The organism is Pelomonas sp. Root405 (genome assembly GCF_001425165.1).
In the GTDB taxonomy this organism is placed as follows: Bacteria; Pseudomonadota; Gammaproteobacteria; order Burkholderiales; family Burkholderiaceae_C; genus Pelomonas.
Genome location: NZ_LMDU01000012.1, coordinates 234,024 through 248,776, shown reverse-complemented (window position 1 = coordinate 248,776; position 14,753 = coordinate 234,024). Strand labels below are relative to the sequence as shown.

At 70.1% G+C, this 14,753-nt stretch carries 15 protein-coding genes; 8 read left to right on the top strand and 7 right to left on the bottom strand.

Features of this window, described 5'->3' with window-relative positions:
- The first annotated feature begins 357 nt into the window (after positions 1-357).
- From ASC81_RS14060 to ASC81_RS14035, 6 genes are all read left to right on the top strand, one after another.
- Positions 358-858: a hypothetical protein gene (locus tag ASC81_RS14060; RefSeq protein ID WP_056268201.1), complete on the top strand. Its 501-nt coding sequence runs from the start codon at positions 358-360 to the stop codon at positions 856-858.
- A 97-nt stretch (positions 859-955) separates the two neighbouring features.
- A complete protein-coding gene (locus ASC81_RS14055; protein WP_056268198.1) occupies positions 956-3,196 on the top strand; it encodes a cation-translocating P-type ATPase in 2,241 nt (746 codons plus the stop codon).
- Positions 3,193-3,591: a Cu(I)-responsive transcriptional regulator gene (gene cueR, locus ASC81_RS14050; RefSeq protein WP_056268196.1), complete on the top strand. Its 399-nt coding sequence runs from the start codon at positions 3,193-3,195 to the stop codon at positions 3,589-3,591. Before ASC81_RS14055 ends, cueR begins: the two co-directional genes overlap by 4 nt.
- A gap of 59 nt (positions 3,592-3,650) precedes the next feature.
- On the top strand, positions 3,651-4,094 hold the full coding sequence (locus tag ASC81_RS14045; RefSeq protein WP_056268193.1) for a hypothetical protein: 444 nt from the start codon (positions 3,651-3,653) through the stop codon (positions 4,092-4,094).
- A complete protein-coding gene (locus ASC81_RS14040) occupies positions 4,091-4,969 on the top strand; it encodes a DUF2145 domain-containing protein (RefSeq protein ID WP_056268190.1) in 879 nt (292 codons plus the stop codon). The genes ASC81_RS14045 and ASC81_RS14040 overlap by 4 nt, the downstream gene beginning before the upstream one ends.
- 124 nt (positions 4,970-5,093) lie before the next feature.
- Positions 5,094-6,437 (top strand): aminotransferase class I/II-fold pyridoxal phosphate-dependent enzyme, encoded by a 1,344-nt coding sequence (locus ASC81_RS14035; protein ID WP_056268187.1) that lies wholly within the window; start codon positions 5,094-5,096, stop codon positions 6,435-6,437.
- A 2-nt stretch (positions 6,438-6,439) separates the two neighbouring features.
- On the opposite strand, the gene ASC81_RS14030 is transcribed toward ASC81_RS14035, so the two are convergent.
- Together ASC81_RS14030 and ASC81_RS14025 are read right to left on the bottom strand one after the other, a co-directional pair.
- Complete coding sequence (locus ASC81_RS14030) at positions 6,440-7,144, bottom strand: glutathione S-transferase N-terminal domain-containing protein (RefSeq protein WP_056269029.1); 705 nt, start codon at positions 7,142-7,144, stop codon at positions 6,440-6,442.
- Positions 7,145-7,217: 73 nt separating this feature from the next.
- Positions 7,218-7,694, bottom strand: a complete 477-nt coding sequence (locus tag ASC81_RS14025) for a hypothetical protein (protein WP_056268183.1) — start codon at positions 7,692-7,694, stop codon at positions 7,218-7,220.
- 52 nt (positions 7,695-7,746) lie between these two features.
- Between ASC81_RS14025 and ubiA the strand changes: the two genes are divergently transcribed.
- Together ubiA and ASC81_RS14015 are read left to right on the top strand one after the other, a co-directional pair.
- Positions 7,747-8,652 carry a 4-hydroxybenzoate octaprenyltransferase gene (gene ubiA / locus ASC81_RS14020; protein ID WP_056268180.1) on the top strand — a complete coding sequence of 302 codons (906 nt, stop codon included), beginning with the start codon at positions 7,747-7,749 and terminating at the stop codon, positions 8,650-8,652.
- 119 nt (positions 8,653-8,771) lie between these two features.
- Positions 8,772-10,385 carry a S41 family peptidase gene (locus tag ASC81_RS14015; RefSeq protein WP_056268176.1) on the top strand — a complete coding sequence of 538 codons (1,614 nt, stop codon included), beginning with the start codon at positions 8,772-8,774 and terminating at the stop codon, positions 10,383-10,385.
- On the opposite strand, the gene ASC81_RS14010 is transcribed toward ASC81_RS14015, so the two are convergent.
- From ASC81_RS14010 to proC, 5 genes are all read right to left on the bottom strand, one after another.
- Positions 10,382-11,398, bottom strand: a complete 1,017-nt coding sequence (locus ASC81_RS14010; protein WP_056268172.1) for a Gfo/Idh/MocA family protein — start codon at positions 11,396-11,398, stop codon at positions 10,382-10,384. The two genes, ASC81_RS14015 and ASC81_RS14010, sit on opposite strands and share 4 nt — an antisense overlap.
- Positions 11,388-12,539, bottom strand: coding sequence for an HPP family protein (locus tag ASC81_RS14005; protein WP_156392114.1), 1,152 nt, complete (start codon positions 12,537-12,539; stop codon positions 11,388-11,390). The genes ASC81_RS14010 and ASC81_RS14005 overlap by 11 nt, the downstream gene beginning before the upstream one ends.
- Before the next feature lie 121 nt (positions 12,540-12,660).
- Entirely contained in the window at positions 12,661-13,209 is a 549-nt protein-coding gene (locus ASC81_RS14000; protein ID WP_056268166.1) for a hypothetical protein, read from the bottom strand.
- A gap of 179 nt (positions 13,210-13,388) precedes the next feature.
- Positions 13,389-13,919 (bottom strand): chorismate lyase, encoded by a 531-nt coding sequence (locus ASC81_RS13995; RefSeq protein ID WP_056268162.1) that lies wholly within the window; start codon positions 13,917-13,919, stop codon positions 13,389-13,391.
- Positions 13,920-13,921: 2 nt separating this feature from the next.
- Positions 13,922-14,734: a pyrroline-5-carboxylate reductase gene (proC, locus tag ASC81_RS13990; protein ID WP_056268159.1), complete on the bottom strand. Its 813-nt coding sequence runs from the start codon at positions 14,732-14,734 to the stop codon at positions 13,922-13,924.
- Between the last annotated feature and the right edge of the window lie 19 nt (positions 14,735-14,753).

Below are 14,753 nucleotides of genomic sequence, written 5' to 3'. Positions count from 1 at the left end.
TACTTGCTTTGCCTTCAACTTCCGCTGAGTCAATGACGGCGTGGTGTCATGCAATCGTCGCTACGTGCCGTCGTCCTAGTCCTTGGCGTTTTGTTGATGCTGGCAGCGCTTGTGGCTTTTGGGCGCGTCGGGTTTGCCGGGTCCAGAGCCGGCGGTCCAGTGATCTTGGCCATCCTTGGCGGGTCGATACTTGCTGTCGGGTTAGCCATGCCGAAACGCGGGTTGTGGCGCCGCACTGGCGCCGAAGGCCAGGCCCCTTCAGAGAGCGATGATTTGCATCGCGCGTCGTTTCTGCAGGACGAGCGGTGCACATCGTCATCCGCCCCCGACCCAGACTGATCGACAACCGCAACCTGCATGAAGCTCCTCGTCACAGTCCACCTCGATGGCGCGCACGCCAATGTCGCAGCCGTAGCCTTCGACGCCTGGTATGCCGCGGAACCAACGAAGACGTATGTCTCGCGCATCGCCCATGTCGAGAAGCCGGTACGCGGCGAACTCGACCTGCGGGAGTTGCCGTGCGTGATGCAGTTGCTGCGCGAGCACGGCCTGGCGCCTGAACTCATCCTGTTTGAAGGCTTCGTCCATCTGGATGCCAACGAAACACCGGGGCTCGGCCAGCACCTGTTTCATGCGCTGGGCAGCACCGTGCCTGTCGTCGGCGTTTCCAAGAAAAGCCTGCCCGGCCTGTCGGCGCAGGTCGAGGTCATGCGCGAAGAAGAAGCGCCGCCGCTGTGGGTGACCTGCGCGGGCATCGACATCGGTGCCGCCAAGGCGCGACTGCGCGCGATGCATGGAAGGAAGCGCGTGCCCACGCTGATGAAGCTGGCGGCTCGCCTGGCAAAGAATACGGATTGATCGTGCGTCGGTAACAGCGACAGCGCTGCGCGTCATGACCCACCGCAAAGCACAAGCCGCTTGACCTTGCCATCATGGCAAGCTTGACGATGCCGGCATGAACACCATCACCGCCCCCGCTTCCGCCCCTGCTTCCGCGCTGAGCGACGTGACGCTGCAGGTCAGTGGCATGACCTGCGCCTCCTGCGTGCGCCGTGTCGAGAAGGCCTTGCAGGCCGTGCCCGGCGTGCAGGCTGCCAGCGTCAACCTGGCGACCGAGAAGGCCTCGGTGAAGACGCTGCCCAATGTGCAGGTGGCCACGCTGACGGCCGCGCTGGACAAAGCTGGCTATCCGGCCACACCTGTTGAGAGCGCCGCGCCCCCGGCACCAGCGGGCACCACGGGCCTGCCCGCCTGGTCGCCCGTGGCGGCCGGCACGGCGCTGACGCTGCCCCTCGTGCTGCCCATGCTGCTCGGCGTGTTCGGCAGCGCCTGGATGCTGCCGGGCTGGCTGCAGCTGCTGCTGGCCACCCCTGTGCAGTTCATCCTCGGCGCGCGCTTTTACCGCGCCGGCTGGGCTGCGCTGCGTGCCGGCAGCGGCAATATGGATCTGCTGGTGGCGCTGGGCACGTCGGCCGCCTATGGTCTGTCGGTCTATCTGCTGCTGCGCCACCCCGGCCACGAGCATCTCTACTTCGAGGCCTCGGCGGCGGTTATCACACTGGTGTTGTTAGGCAAGTGGCTGGAGCAGCGCGCCAAGCGCCAGACGACCGATGCCATCCGCGCGCTGAACGCCTTGCGGCCGACGACGGCGCGGGTGCTGCGTGCCATCGACGGCACCCCGGTGGAGGTCGACGTACCGGTGGCCGACGTGCGCGTGGGCGATGTCGTTGCCGTGCGCCCGGGCGACCGCATCCCCGTGGACGGCGAAATCGCCAGCGGCCGCAGCCACGTCGACGAGTCCCTCATCACGGGCGAGAGCCTGCCGGTGGCCAAGTCGCCCGGCGAGCGCGTGACCGGCGGGTCGATCAATGCCGAGGGCGCGCTGACCGTGCGCACGCTGGCCGTCGGCGCCGAGACGACGCTGGCGCGCGTGATCCGCATGGTGGAGTCGGCCCAGGCGGCCAAGGCGCCCATCCACCGTGTCGTCGACCGCGTCAGCGCCGTCTTCGTGCCGGTGGTGCTGGCCATCGCAGCCCTGACCTTTGGCGGCTGGTGGCTGCATGACGGCGACATGGAGGGGGCGCTGATCAATGCGGTGGCGGTGCTCGTCATCGCCTGCCCCTGCGCTTTGGGCCTGGCCACGCCGACGACGCTGATGGCCGGCACCGGCGTCGCGGCGCGCCAGGGAATTCTGATCAAGGACGCCGAGGCGCTGGAGCTGGCGCATGCGGTGTCGGTGGTCGCCTTCGACAAGACCGGCACGCTGACCGTGGGCCAGCCGAGCATCGTCGCCGTCGTGCCGGCCGAGGGGCAAAACCGCGCCGAGCTGCTGCAGCTGGCTGCCGCGCTGCAGCGCAGCAGCAGCCACCCGCTGGCCACGGCGGTGCTGGCCCAGGCCGAGCAGGAAGGCTTGGCCGCGCTGCCCGTGGACGAGGCGCGTGCGCTGCCGGGCCGCGGCGTGCAGGGCCGCGTGCAGGGCCGCACGCTGGCACTGGGCAGTGCCCGGATGGCGCAGGAGCTGGGCGTGCAAGAAGAGGAGGGAGGCGCGCTGGCCGGCGAGGCGGCGCGGCTGGAAGCCGAGGGCCACACGGTGTCGCGGCTGGTGGGCGACGGCCGGCTGCTGGGCCTGCTGGCCTTTGGCGACCGCATCAAGGACACGGCCGCGCAAGCCGTCGCGGGGCTGCACGCGCGCGGCATCCGCACGGTCATGTTGACGGGCGACAGCCGCGGCGCCGCGGCCGGCGTCGCCCGGTCGCTTGGCATCAGCGAGGTCCACGCCGAGGTGCTGCCGGGCGACAAGGCCGCCACGGTGCAGCAGCTGCGCGAAGGTGGCGCGGTCGTCGCCTTTGTCGGCGACGGCATCAACGATGGGCCGGCGCTGGCGGCCGCGTCGGTGGGCTTTGCGATGGCCGGCGGCGCCGACGTGGCCACCGAGGCGGCCGGCGTCACGCTGATGCGCGGCGACCTGCGCCTGGTGGCCGACGCGCTGGACGTGTCGCGCCGCACCTACGCCAAGATCCGCCAGGGCCTGTTCTGGGCCTTTGCCTACAACGTCGTCGGCATCCCGTTGGCGGCGGCGGGCCTGCTCAACCCAGTCATCGCCGGTGCCGCGATGGCCTTCAGCAGCGTCAGCGTCGTCGCCAATGCGCTGACGCTCAAGCGCTGGCGCGGCAGCGCAACGGAGACCCGACCATGAACATCGGTGCAGCAGCCCAGGCGGCCGGCGTGTCGGCCAAGATGATCCGTCACTACGAGAGCTTGGGACTGCTTGCGGCACCCGCGCGCACCGATGCGGGCTACCGCGTTTACGGCCCGCGCGAGGTCCACCAGCTGCGCTTCATCCGGCATTCACGCGACCTCGGCTTCTCGCTCGAACAGATCCGCGCGCTGCTCAGCCTGTGGCAAGACCGTGCCCGGCCCAGCCGCGAGGTGCGCGCGCTGGCCGCCACGCACCTGGCCGAGCTGGAGGCCAAGCTCGCCGAGCTGCAGGCGATGAAGGCGACGCTGGAGCAACTGGTGCACAGCTGCCACGGCGACGAGCGGCCCGACTGCCCCATCCTCGACTCGCTCGGGACCCAGCCGCCGCAGTAACAAAGCGCTGACACATCCGCGCTATCGTTGCCCGTCCTCATCAGCCCAGCGAGCCCACGATGCGCCTTGTCCTCATAGCCACCCTGGCCCTGCTCACTGCCAGCGCCGCCCAGGCCACCTCGTTCGCCTCCTCGGCCGCAGGCGCTGGTTCGGCGTCATCGGGCAGCGTGTCCGACTCCTTCAAGGCCTCGTCGGGCAGCAGCACCGGCGGCGACAAGCGCGCCGAGGGCCGCTACCGCGTCACCGAGGTGGCCCAGGCCGACGCCGGCAAGCTGCGACTGACACTGGCGCGGGACGGTGCAGCGCAACCCAACGACACCGTCGAGCTGACCCTGCCCCAGCAGGCGCTGGCCGCGCGCGCCGTCAACGTCGGCGACGCGGTGCAGGCCACGCCGCAGCCCTATGGCGTCGCGTTCGCGCATGCCGACACCGGCCAGGCTTTCTTCCTGGTGCTGGAAGACGCCTGGCATCGAGAGCTGGCCGCGCGCGTCGTCAAGCCTTGAGACGGTCGGTAGCGGCCCTGCTGCTGGCCGCCGCCGCCGGGGCGCAGGCCGGCTCGCTGCCGCAAGGCTGCGACCGCCCCGTCAGCATCACCGCCACGCAGCAGGACCGCCTGCTGCGCTTTGCGGCCGTCATCCGCGAGGCGCTGGCCGCCTCCGGCGCGCAGGCCGCGCTGATTGCCCGCTCAGGCACCGACCTGTCCCGCTTCGGCCTGCGCTACTCCCACTCTGCCGTGGCGTTGGCCGACGGGTTGGGCACGCCCTGGGCCGTGCGCCAGCTCTACTACGCCTGCGCCGAGGGCCAGGCGCGGCTGTTCGACCAGGGCCTGGCCGGCTTCGTGACCGGCAGCGACGACGCCGAAATCGGCTATGTCAGCCTGCTGCTGCTGCCCCCCGAGGCCGCCGGCCCGCTGGCCGCCGCTGCGCTGGACAAGAGCGTCGCGTTGGGCCTGCTGAACGCACGCTACAGCGCCAACGCCTACCCGTTCAGCACGCGGTACCAGAACTGCAACCAGTGGGTGGCCGAGCTGATCGCCGCGTCCGCCACCGGACTGGCCGCGCGCGCAGACACACAGGCCTGGCTTCAGCGCGAGGGCTACGCGCCCGTGCCCGTGCAGGCCTCGCCATGGCTGATGCTGGCCGGCCGCTTCGTGCCCTGGCTGCATTTCGACGACCACCCGCCGGAGCAGCTCGGCGCCGGCGCCGTGCAGACCAGCCTGCCGGCCAGCGTCGAGACTTTCGCGCTGCAGCGCTGGCCGACGGCCCGGCGCCTGGAGTTCTGCCACGGGCCGCAAGGCGTGGTGCAGCGCGAGGGCGGCGCACCGCTGGCCGCTGGCTGCCAGCCGCAACCCGGCGACCGGATAACCTCGCTCGACTGATCCAGCCGGAGGCGCAGAACGCCCCTCGTAGTCGCCGCCGCTCGACAGAAGTGCGGATGTCAGCCGGGCCGCCACTGCGCACAGTCCGCCCCCACAAGATGACTTTGTTGATTTGGGGGCTGATATGGAAGAACTGCTGGACCGGGTCGATGACACGATGCCGGAAATCACCATTGCCGCGAGCGATGGCGCCGAGCTTCAGGGCTCGTCGTTCGACTACCTGACAAGACCTGGCACCGACCTCGCCGCCAAGGCCCAGGCCTTCCACGCCTGGGCACAGACGCGGGTGTCGCACGGCGTCTTTCCCTATGCCAAGCGCCTGGGTGGCCGGCCGGGCGCAACGGCCGAGCTGATGCTGCTGGACGGCCAGCGCCATGCGGGGCTGAACTTCTCATCGCAGGAATACCTGTCGCTGGCCCGCCATCCCAAGGTCTGCGCGGCGGCCCAGGCAGCGATGGAGCGCTACGGCGTGCACAGCGCCGGCTCCACGGCGCTGGCCGGCAATGTCGAGGAGGCCACGGCGCTGGAGGCCGAGCTGGGCGAGCTGCTGCGCATGCCCGAGGTGCTGCTGTTCCCGACCGGCTGGGCGGCGGGCTTCGGCGCCATCAAGGGCCTGGTGCGCGAGACCGACCACATCATCATCGACCAGCTGGCCCACAACTGCCTGCACGAGGGCGCCCGCGCGGCCACGCCCAACATCCACCTGCACCGCCACCTGGACGTCGACCATGCCGAGCGCCTGCTCAGGCGCGTTCGCCAGCGCGACCCGCACAACGGCATCCTCGTCGTCACCGAGGGCTGCTTCTCGATGGACGCCGACGCGCCCGACATCGCCCGCCTGCAGGCCGTGGCGCGCGAGCACGGCGCGCTGCTGATGGTGGACGTGGCCCATGACCTCGGCAGCCTGGGGCCGGGCGGCGGCGGCCAGCTGGAGCTGCAGGGCCTGCTGGGCCAGGTGGACCTGGTGATGGGCTCGTTCTCCAAGACCTTCGCATCCAACGGCGGCTTCGTCGCCAGCCACGACCGCGCCATCAAGGAATACCTGCGCTTCTATGCGGCGCCCAACACCTTCTCGAATGCGCTGTCGCCGGTCCAGGTGGCCATCATCCGGGCCTGCCTGGCCATCGTGCGCTCGGCCGAGGGCGTCGACCGCCGCGGCCGCCTGATGCGCGCCATCCTCGCGCTGCGCGGCGCGTTGACCGAGCAGGGCATCAGCGTTCTGGGACAGCCCTCACCCATCGTGCCGGTCATGCTCGGGCCCGACGCACTGGCCCGCGTGGCCAGCCGCGAGATGAGTCAGGCCGGCCTGCTGGCCAACCTGGTGGAGTACCCGGCCGTGTCTATGAACAGCGCGCGGCTGCGCATGCAGGTGATGGCCGACCACACGCCGGCGCTGTGCCAGACGGCGGCGCGCATCGTGGCCGATGCGCTGCAACGTGCACGAGACCTGACGGGCGGCGTGCACTGACCCTAGTCGCGGGCGGGGATCTTGAGGCCGCGCTGGACCGCCGGCCGCGCCAGGAAGGCCTGGAGCACGCGGTCGACTTCCGCGAAGTCGCCATAACCGACCAACTCCCCGGCGCCATAGAAGCCGACCAGGTTGTTGACCCAAGGCCAGGTCGCGATGTCGGCGATGCTGTACTCGTCGCCCATGATCCAGGCCTTACCCTTCAGGTGGCCATCCAGCACGCCGAGCAGGCGACGCGCCTCTGCCGCGTAGCGGTCGCGCGGCCGCTTGTCTTCATAGTCCTTGCCGGCAAACTTGTGGAAGAAGCCGAGCTGGCCAAACATCGGCCCGACGCCGCCCATCTGGAACATCAGCCACTGGATGGTCTCGTAGCGGCGAGCGCCGTCCGGGGGCAGCAGCCGGCCGGTCTTGTCGGCAAGGTAGATCAGGATGGCGCCGCTCTCGAACAGCGGCAGCGGCACGCCGCCCGGGCCGCGCGGGTCGATGATGGCGGGGATCTTGTTGTTCGGATTCAGCGACATGAACTCAGGTGTGAGCTGGTCGTTGGTGTCGAACTTGACGAGGTGGGGCTCGTACTCCAGGCCCAGTTCCTCCAGCGCAATGGCCACCTTGACGCCGTTGGGCGTGGGCAGCGAGTAGAGCTGCAGACGCTCGGGGTGGGTCGCGGGCCATTTCTTCGTGATGGGAAAGTCGTCGAGGGCTGACATGGTGGCGCAGGTGAACACAAGGTTGGGCGACTTTAGGGGCGCCCTGCATGGCCGTGCGCCAGCCAGGGAATAACTACTGCCGCGTCGCCCGCAGGCGCCGGACGCCGATGACCAGCAGCGCCAGCGCGCCGGCCGCGATGCAGCCCCAGTGCAGCGCCGACAGCGACACGATGCGGTACAGGCCGTTTGCCGCCGACAAGGGCTGCAGTGGCTGGATGTCGGCATGCATCACGCTGTCCAGCAGCACATGTGTCCACGCACCCAGCGTCGCGCCGATGACGACCTGCCGCAGCCCGAGCCCGCCGCTGAACCGCCCGCGCATCAGCCGCAGCCAGGCCCGGAACAGCGCTGCTATGCCCAGCGCCACCAGGCTTGCACCGACATAGGTGTGAAAGAAGGCATGCACCGGCTGGCGCCCATGCACGAGGTTGTAGAGCGACTCGACATCGATCAGCCCATTGGCCGCGCAGAAAGCCAGGAAGCTGACATGGCGCGGCGCCAGCGCATGCAGCGCGGCGCCGGGACCGAAGTGGAAGGGCGTGATGGGCATGCTGGCGACTATGCCAACACCCCGGCGCCCCGCGCCGCGTGAAAATGCCCGCATGACGACCGCCGCTCCCGCTGCCGCGCCGCCCTCGCGGCTTGCGCTCTATCTGCAGCTGATCCGCTGGGACCGCCCCGCCGGCTGGCTGCTGCTGCTGTGGCCGACGCTGTCGGCGCTGTGGATCGCGGCGGACGGCTGGCCGGGCTGGCATCTGCTGGCCGTCTTCACGCTGGGCACCGTGCTGATGCGCTCGGCCGGCTGCTGCGTCAACGATGTGGCCGACCGCGATTTCGACCGCCATGTGGCGCGCACCGCCCAGCGGCCGGTGACGACCGGCGCGGTGTCGGTGAAGGAGGCGCTGATCCTTGGCGCGGCCTTGTCCCTGTTGTCTTTCGCCCTGGTGCTGACCACCAACCCGCCGGCCATTCTGCTGAGCTTCGCGGCCCTGGCGGTGGCCATCGCCTACCCCTTCGCCAAGCGCGTGCTGGCCATGCCGCAGGCCGTCCTGGGCGTGGCTTTCTCGTTCGGCATCCCGATGGCGTTTGCGGCGGCGCTGGGCGGCATTGAGTGGAACCTGCGCGCCGTGCCGCTGTCGGCCTGGGCGCTGCTGGTGGCCAACCTGTTCTGGGTGCTGGCCTATGACACCGAATACGCTATGGTCGACCGCGACGATGACCTGAAGATCGGCGTGCGCTCCTCGGCCATCGCCTTGGGCCGCTGGGACGTGCCGGCCATCATGATCTTCTACACGGCCTATCTGGCCATGTGGGCCGGGCTGGGCCTTCGCCTGGGCCTCGGGCGCTGGTTCCTGCTCGGCATCGCGGTGGCCGCGGCTCAGGCGGCCTGGCATTACCGGCTCATCCACCGGCGCAGCCGGGCGGGCTGCTTCACAGCCTTTCGTGCCAACCATTGGCTGGGCTTTGCGGTGTTCGCCGGCACGGTCGTTGACCTGGCCTTGCGCTGACGTCGATCAGGCAGCGGGCCATGTAACGGCGCCACCGAGCGCAGCACGGGCCGCAAGCTGAGCTAAATTGCGCCCGCAGCGGCATCAGACCGCCTTGCGCTTGATCAGGGAGTTTTGTCATGTCTTTTTCAACCCGCCGCGCGGCCACGCTGGCCGTGCTGCTGCCGCTGCTCTTGTCGCTGCCCTTGGCCGGCTGCGGCGGTGGTGGCGGCCCGGCCGGCACGCCGCTGCTGGGCGGCTCGTCGCCCAACCCCGGCGGCGCCACCCCGCCGCCGGTCGTCGGCCCGTCGGCCGACCCAGCCGGCCCGTCCGCCAGCTTTGCCCAGCAATGCGCAGCCGGCAATACGCTGGCCGCGGCCAGCCAGCGCAACTCGACGCTGGAGACCGAAAAGAAGTGGTTGCGTGCCTATGTCGACGAGGCCTATCTGTGGCGCGACGAAGTGCCGCGCGTGGACCCGGCCCGCGCCGACTTCAGCGGCAGCGACAGCTATGCCGCGATGGACGCCTATTTCGAAGCGCTGAAGTCGCCGCAGACCACCGACTCCGGCGCACGCCGCGACCGCTTCAGCTTCACCTACCCGACCGATGAGTGGAAGGCGCTCAGCGAGAGCGGCGTCGAGGCCGGCTACGGCATCGAGTGGAAGCTGGGCAATGCGACCCCGCCGCGCCGCATCCGCGTGGCCTATGTGGAGCCCGGCAGCCCGGCCGCCTCTGCCGGGTTGATGCGCGGTGACGAGCTGGTCAGCGTGGACGGCACCAGCGCCGATGTCGGCGACAACGCCGGCGTCGACCGGCTGTATGACGGTCTGTACCCCGGCTCAGCCGGCAGCCAGCACGCCTTCGTCTTCCAGCGCGGCGGCAGCACGCTGACGCGCAGCCTGAGCAGCGCCAGCATCACCAAGAACCCGGTGCCGCAGGCACGCGTGCTGACGCTGCCGAGCGGTGCCCGCGCCGGTTACCTTGTCTTCAACGACCATGTGCTGACGGCCGAGGCTCAGTTGATTGCCGCCGTCAGCGACTTCCGCGCACGCGGCGTGAGCGAGCTGGTGCTGGACCTGCGCTACAACGGCGGCGGCTATCTGTTCCTCGCCAGCGAACTGGCGACGATGATCGCCGGCACCACACGCACGGCCGGTCAGGCCTTCGAGACGCTGAAGTTCAGCGCCCGGCGCAGCGCCGAGAACGAGGTGACTCCCTTCTACGCCGAGTCGTGCATCGCCGTGGGCGGCCGCTGCAGCAGCGTGCAGCCGCTGCCGACGCTCAACCTGAGCCGCGTCTATGTGCTGGCCCAGTCGGGCACCTGCTCGGCCAGCGAGGCCGTCATCAACGGCCTGCGCGGCGTCAACGTCGACGTGGTACTGATCGGCGGCAAGACCTGCGGCAAGCCCTATGGCTTCACGGCCAAGGACAACTGCGGCATCAGCTACTTCCCCATCGAGTTCGCCGGCGTCAACGCCAAGGGCTTCGGCGAGTACTCCGATGGCTTCGAGCCCGGCAGCGGGCCGACGCAGCGCTTCGTGGCGGGCTGCAAGGTCGAGGACGACCTCGGCCGCGCCCTGGGCGACACGCAGGAAGGCATGCTGGCCGCGGCGCTGAACCACGCCGCCACGGGCCAGTGCCCCGCGCAGCCGAGCGCGCTGGCGACGGCGCGCGCACAGAGCGCGGTCGACGCGGCGCCGCTGGCGCTGCAGCGCCACCCGGCGCGCAGCAACCGCCTGCTGTTGCCGCGTTAGGCGGCCTGCGGGAAACGGGCTCGGATCGCGTCCATCCAGCCGAGCAGTGCCAGCGTCTCGGCGTGCGGCATGCGCGGGCTCTCGACAAGGCCCGCGCGGATGCAGGCCTGCGCCTCGGCGATCTCGCCTTCGAAGCCGTTGATGACATAGGGCGCGGCCATGCGTTCGGCCGGCTCCTTGCGCGTGACCAGCTCGACGGCCTCCGAGCCCCAGAAGTCCATTGGAAAACGCAGGCTGGCCTTGGAACCCAGTGCCTCGAAGGCATTCACCGAGGCCGCATCGAAACCGCAGCGGAACTGCGACGTGACGCCGCCAGGGAAGTGCAGCGTCACGTTGACTGCTGCATCCACGCCGGTCGGTGCCATCTTGGCCTGCACATCCATCGCGATGGGCTCGGGGCAGACGCCGTCGTTCATCTGCTGCAGCACCCAGCGCGTCACGGCGAGGTTGTAGATGCCGATGTCCCACAACGAGCCGCCGGCCAGCGCCGGGTTCCACTGGCGGTGCAGCGGGTCGAACACCGAGGCGAAGCAGAAGGTCGAGTTCATCGCACGCAGCTCGCCGATCGCGCCGTCGCGCAGCATGCGGCCGGCCAGGTCGTAGGCGGGCAGGAAGCGCGTCCACAGCGCTTCCATCAAGAAGACGCCCTTCTCGCGCGCCAGGTCCACCAGCACCTGGCCTTCGGCGCGCGTCGTCACCAGCGGCTTCTCACACAGCACCGGCTTGCCGGCCTCCAGCGCGGCGCGGATGTATTCGCCGTGGTTGGAGTGCGGCGTGGCGATGTAGACGGCGTCAATGGACGCGTCGCCGAGCAGGTCTGCGAGCGTTGTCGTCACGCGCGCCGTTGCGCCGTCGCGCTGCCACTGCGCCGCATAGGCCTCGCCCTTGGCGGCGTCGCGCGCGAACACCGCTGCCAGGCGCGCGCCAGGCACGGCCGGCAGGGCGCCGGCAAAGCGGTTGGCGATGCCGCCCGGGCCGATGACGCCCCAGTTGAAGATGGTTTCAGTGGTCATGGCTGCTTAAAGCTTTCACGAGATCGGACTGGGTAAGGATGCCGACGAGCCGGGCTTGCTCGCCGACGATGGGAATGTGGTGGTGGCCGGTGGTGGAAAACAGCGGCACCAGCTCGGCAATCGGTCGGTCGGCGCTGGCCACGCGCACCTGGCGGCTCATGATCTGGCCGACGACTTCGGGCTTGGTCGAGTGCGTCGAAGGCGATGGCCTCAGCAGGGTTTGCAGCCGTCCGGCCAAGCCCTCGCGCTGCTCCGCTTCCGCTGCCCGCATGAAGTCAGCGCGCGTGACGATGCCGACGATGCGCTGCACGCGATCCACCACCGGCAGGGCCTTGATGCGGTGCTGCTGCAGCAGCGCCCAGGCCTCGGCCAGTGGCGTGCCGAACTCGACGGTGATGACGGGGCTGGACATGATGTCCGCGCAGCGCAACCCGCCCAGGCGGTTGCGATAGCTCAGCAGTTCGGCCTCGTGCAGCAGGTCGGCGAGGTCGTCGCGCGGCACGTCCAGCACCTGGTTGTAGCGGGCCAGCACGGCGTCCAGCTCGGCCTCGCCGAAGCGCGGTGGCGCCACGGTGGCCCCGGCGCTGGGCGCTGGCGCCGACACATGCTGGGCATGCGGGTAGCGGCGGCCCGTCAGGCTGTTGTAGACCATGCCGGCCAGCACCAGCAGCAGGGAGTTCAGCGCCACCGGCACAAAGGCGAAATGCCAGTCGGTCGTTGCCGTCATCACCATCAGCAGCGCCGCCGCGCCGCCGGGTGGGTGCAGGCAGCGCAGCAGAAACATCAGGCCGATGGCCAGGCCGACGGCGGCGGCCGCGATCACCAGCGGTGGCAGCGGCAGCCAGTTCAGGCAGGCGATGCCGACCAGGGCCGACACGGTGTTGCCGCCGACGACGGCCCAGGGCTGGGCCAACGGGCTGGACGGGAGGCCGAACACGAGCACGGCGCTGGCGCCCAGCGGCGCCACGAGCCAGGGCAGGCCGGGCGCCATGGCGCCCTGGCTGAGCGCACCGGCCAGCAGGATGCCCAGGCCCGCGCCAAACAGCACGCGCAGGCGCTCACGTGCGTTGACCGCCTGCGGCGCGGGCCGCAGCGCATTCAGCAGCGCGAGAAACCGGTCGGGCAAAGAGGCAGAGGACATGGACGGCAGCAGGCCAGAAAGCCGAGCCGCCGATTGTGTGCGCTACCAGCGCCCACGCCGGTTCAAACCGGTTTCATGCGGCGCACGCGCCGGTCGCGATGACCGACGCGATATGACCCGATCAGCCCTTGCCGAGCAGGCCGCTCATCTGCACCTTGAGCACCTGGGCCTGGGCGCGGCGCTCCTTGGTCGCGGCGCGCTGGTAGGCGGCCTCGGCCTTCTCGCGCAGCAGGACCGCGCGTTGCAACGCCTCGGTGTAGCGCTCGACCGTGTAGGTGTTCTCTGTGCCGATGTAGACGCTGCGCGCCAGCGGTGTCTCGCCGAAGCGAGGCAGGGTTACCGCGAAGCTGCAATCACGGACACGACTGCCGGCCCGCTGACGAACTATGGGGCCGGAGATGCCCGAGGGCAGGTCGCTCTGCTTCTTGCGGCTCGGCGTGCGGCGCAGGCGCGAAGGCGCGGGCATCGTCGCGATGCGTTTGAGCAGCTCTTTGGTCGCCATTGCCAGCGCACGCCTGGCGCCGCTGCCGTCCTGGCTGTGGTCGGAATACAGCTTGGTGCCGCCGTAGCGCAGCTGCCAGCCATGGGTCGACAAATGGTCGATTCTTTGTATGCATTGCGGCACGACAAAGCGCTCGCCGCTGAAGATCACCACATCACGTGTGTTCATTTCGCCCCCAGTGATTCAGCCCACCTTGCGTCATTGCCGGCGGGTCTACTAACGCCCCTCTGGTACTGACTGAGTTTATGGGGGCTTATGGGCGAGCCGCTAATTTATGACGCCGTGAAAACAGTTTCATTGAAAACCGGTCAGCTCCGGGACAGGTAGCGACCCCGCCGATCAAGGGTTCACCCGGGTTTCTTGCCGGCCAGGGCGGGTGCGAACAGCTCCATCACGCGCAATTGCGCGCCGCCGCGGCTGAACACCGAATGCCGCGACCACAGCATCTGCGGCGACGCTGCCGCGCCGGTGGCTGCCAGCCATTGGCGTTCGGCATGCCGGCGCGTGTGGCCGTGGCGCGAGAGTCGGCGCGGCTGCAGCTCGCTGCGGCTGATGGCCGGGTCGTCATAAAGCAGATGTGCCAGGGGCTTGGTGCCCAGGCCCTTGAGCGCCCGCCACGGCCCAGTGGTGGCGCGCTGATGCACGGCGGAACGTGCCCAGACCAGCGGCTCACCGTCCACGCGCAGGATGACCTCGCGCACCACCGTCAGGCCGCGCGGCGGCAGGCCGAGTGCCGCACGCTCCAGCGCCCGGAACGGCGCCACGCCCTGGCGCAGCACCTGCACCTCGAAGCGCTCGCCCAGGCGGGCCAGGCGGCGGCTCAGCGAGCCCGGTGCGCGCAGCCAGTCGCGCAGGCTGTCACGGGTGGCGATGCCCACGTTCAGCCGAACTCTTTGCCCAGTTCGGCGGCGCGCTGCTGCGCTGCTAGCACGGCACGGCGGATGGCGGCATCGACCGCATCCGCCTGCATCGAGGTGATGGCGGCATGCGTCGTGCCGCCCTTGCTGGTCACGCGCTCGCGCAAGGTGGTGGGCGACTCGTCCGACGCCAGGCCCAGCGCCGCCGCGCCGCCGCAGGTGGCCAGCGCCAGGCGCCGGCCCTGCTCGGCCGTCAGGCCCATGTCGACGGCCGCGGCCATCATGGCCTCGACGAAGAAGAAGAAATAGGCCGGCCCCGAACCCGACAGCGCCGTCACGGCGTCAAGGTCGTCCTCGGCATCGACCCACAGCGTCTGGCCGGTCGGCGCCAGCAGGCGCTCGACGCGCGTGCGCTCGTCGGCCGACACGGCGGGCCGCCCATACAGGCCGGCAATGCCCTTGCCGATCAACGCGGGCGTATTCGGCATGGCGCGCACGATGCGCTCGCTGCCGGTGGCCGCGACGATGGCGTCCGAGCGGATGCCCGCCATGACCGACAACTGCAGCGCGCCACCGACCCAGGCCTTGACCGGCTCGGCGGCCGCACCGAAGAGCTGCGGCTTGACGGCCCAGACGACGGTGCCGGCACCGGCCAGCACGGCATCGCCCGCGGCGAGTGCGGCGATGCCGAACTCGCCGACCAGCTTGTCGCGCTGCGGCGCATGGGGTTCGACGACCACCAGGCGCGAAGCCGCCATGCCGGCGCGCAGCAGGCCACCGATGATGGCGCTGGCCATGTTGCCGCCGCCGATGAAAGCGATCAGTTCTGCACTCATGGGCGCGAGTCTAAGCGGG

Coding starts and splice junctions, on each gene's coding strand:
- ASC81_RS14055 (WP_056268198.1), top strand. CDS start 956: ATGAACACCATCACCGCCCCCGCTTCCGCCCCTGCTTCCGCGCTGAGC.
- ASC81_RS14005 (WP_156392114.1), bottom strand. CDS start 12,539: ATGTCCTCTGCCTCTTTGCCCGACCGGTTTCTCGCGCTGCTGAATGCG.
- proC (WP_056268159.1), bottom strand. CDS start 14,734: ATGAGTGCAGAACTGATCGCTTTCATCGGCGGCGGCAACATGGCCAGC.
- ASC81_RS14010 (WP_056268172.1), bottom strand. CDS start 11,398: ATGACCACTGAAACCATCTTCAACTGGGGCGTCATCGGCCCGGGCGGC.
- ASC81_RS14000 (WP_056268166.1), bottom strand. CDS start 13,209: ATGAACACACGTGATGTGGTGATCTTCAGCGGCGAGCGCTTTGTCGTG.
- ASC81_RS14030 (WP_056269029.1), bottom strand. CDS start 7,144: ATGTCAGCCCTCGACGACTTTCCCATCACGAAGAAATGGCCCGCGACC.
- ASC81_RS14015 (WP_056268176.1), top strand. CDS start 8,772: ATGTCTTTTTCAACCCGCCGCGCGGCCACGCTGGCCGTGCTGCTGCCG.
- ASC81_RS14035 (WP_056268187.1), top strand. CDS start 5,094: ATGGAAGAACTGCTGGACCGGGTCGATGACACGATGCCGGAAATCACC.
- ASC81_RS14060 (WP_056268201.1), top strand. CDS start 358: ATGAAGCTCCTCGTCACAGTCCACCTCGATGGCGCGCACGCCAATGTC.
- ASC81_RS14045 (WP_056268193.1), top strand. CDS start 3,651: ATGCGCCTTGTCCTCATAGCCACCCTGGCCCTGCTCACTGCCAGCGCC.
- cueR (WP_056268196.1), top strand. CDS start 3,193: ATGAACATCGGTGCAGCAGCCCAGGCGGCCGGCGTGTCGGCCAAGATG.
- ubiA (WP_056268180.1), top strand. CDS start 7,747: ATGACGACCGCCGCTCCCGCTGCCGCGCCGCCCTCGCGGCTTGCGCTC.
- ASC81_RS14025 (WP_056268183.1), bottom strand. CDS start 7,694: ATGCCCATCACGCCCTTCCACTTCGGTCCCGGCGCCGCGCTGCATGCG.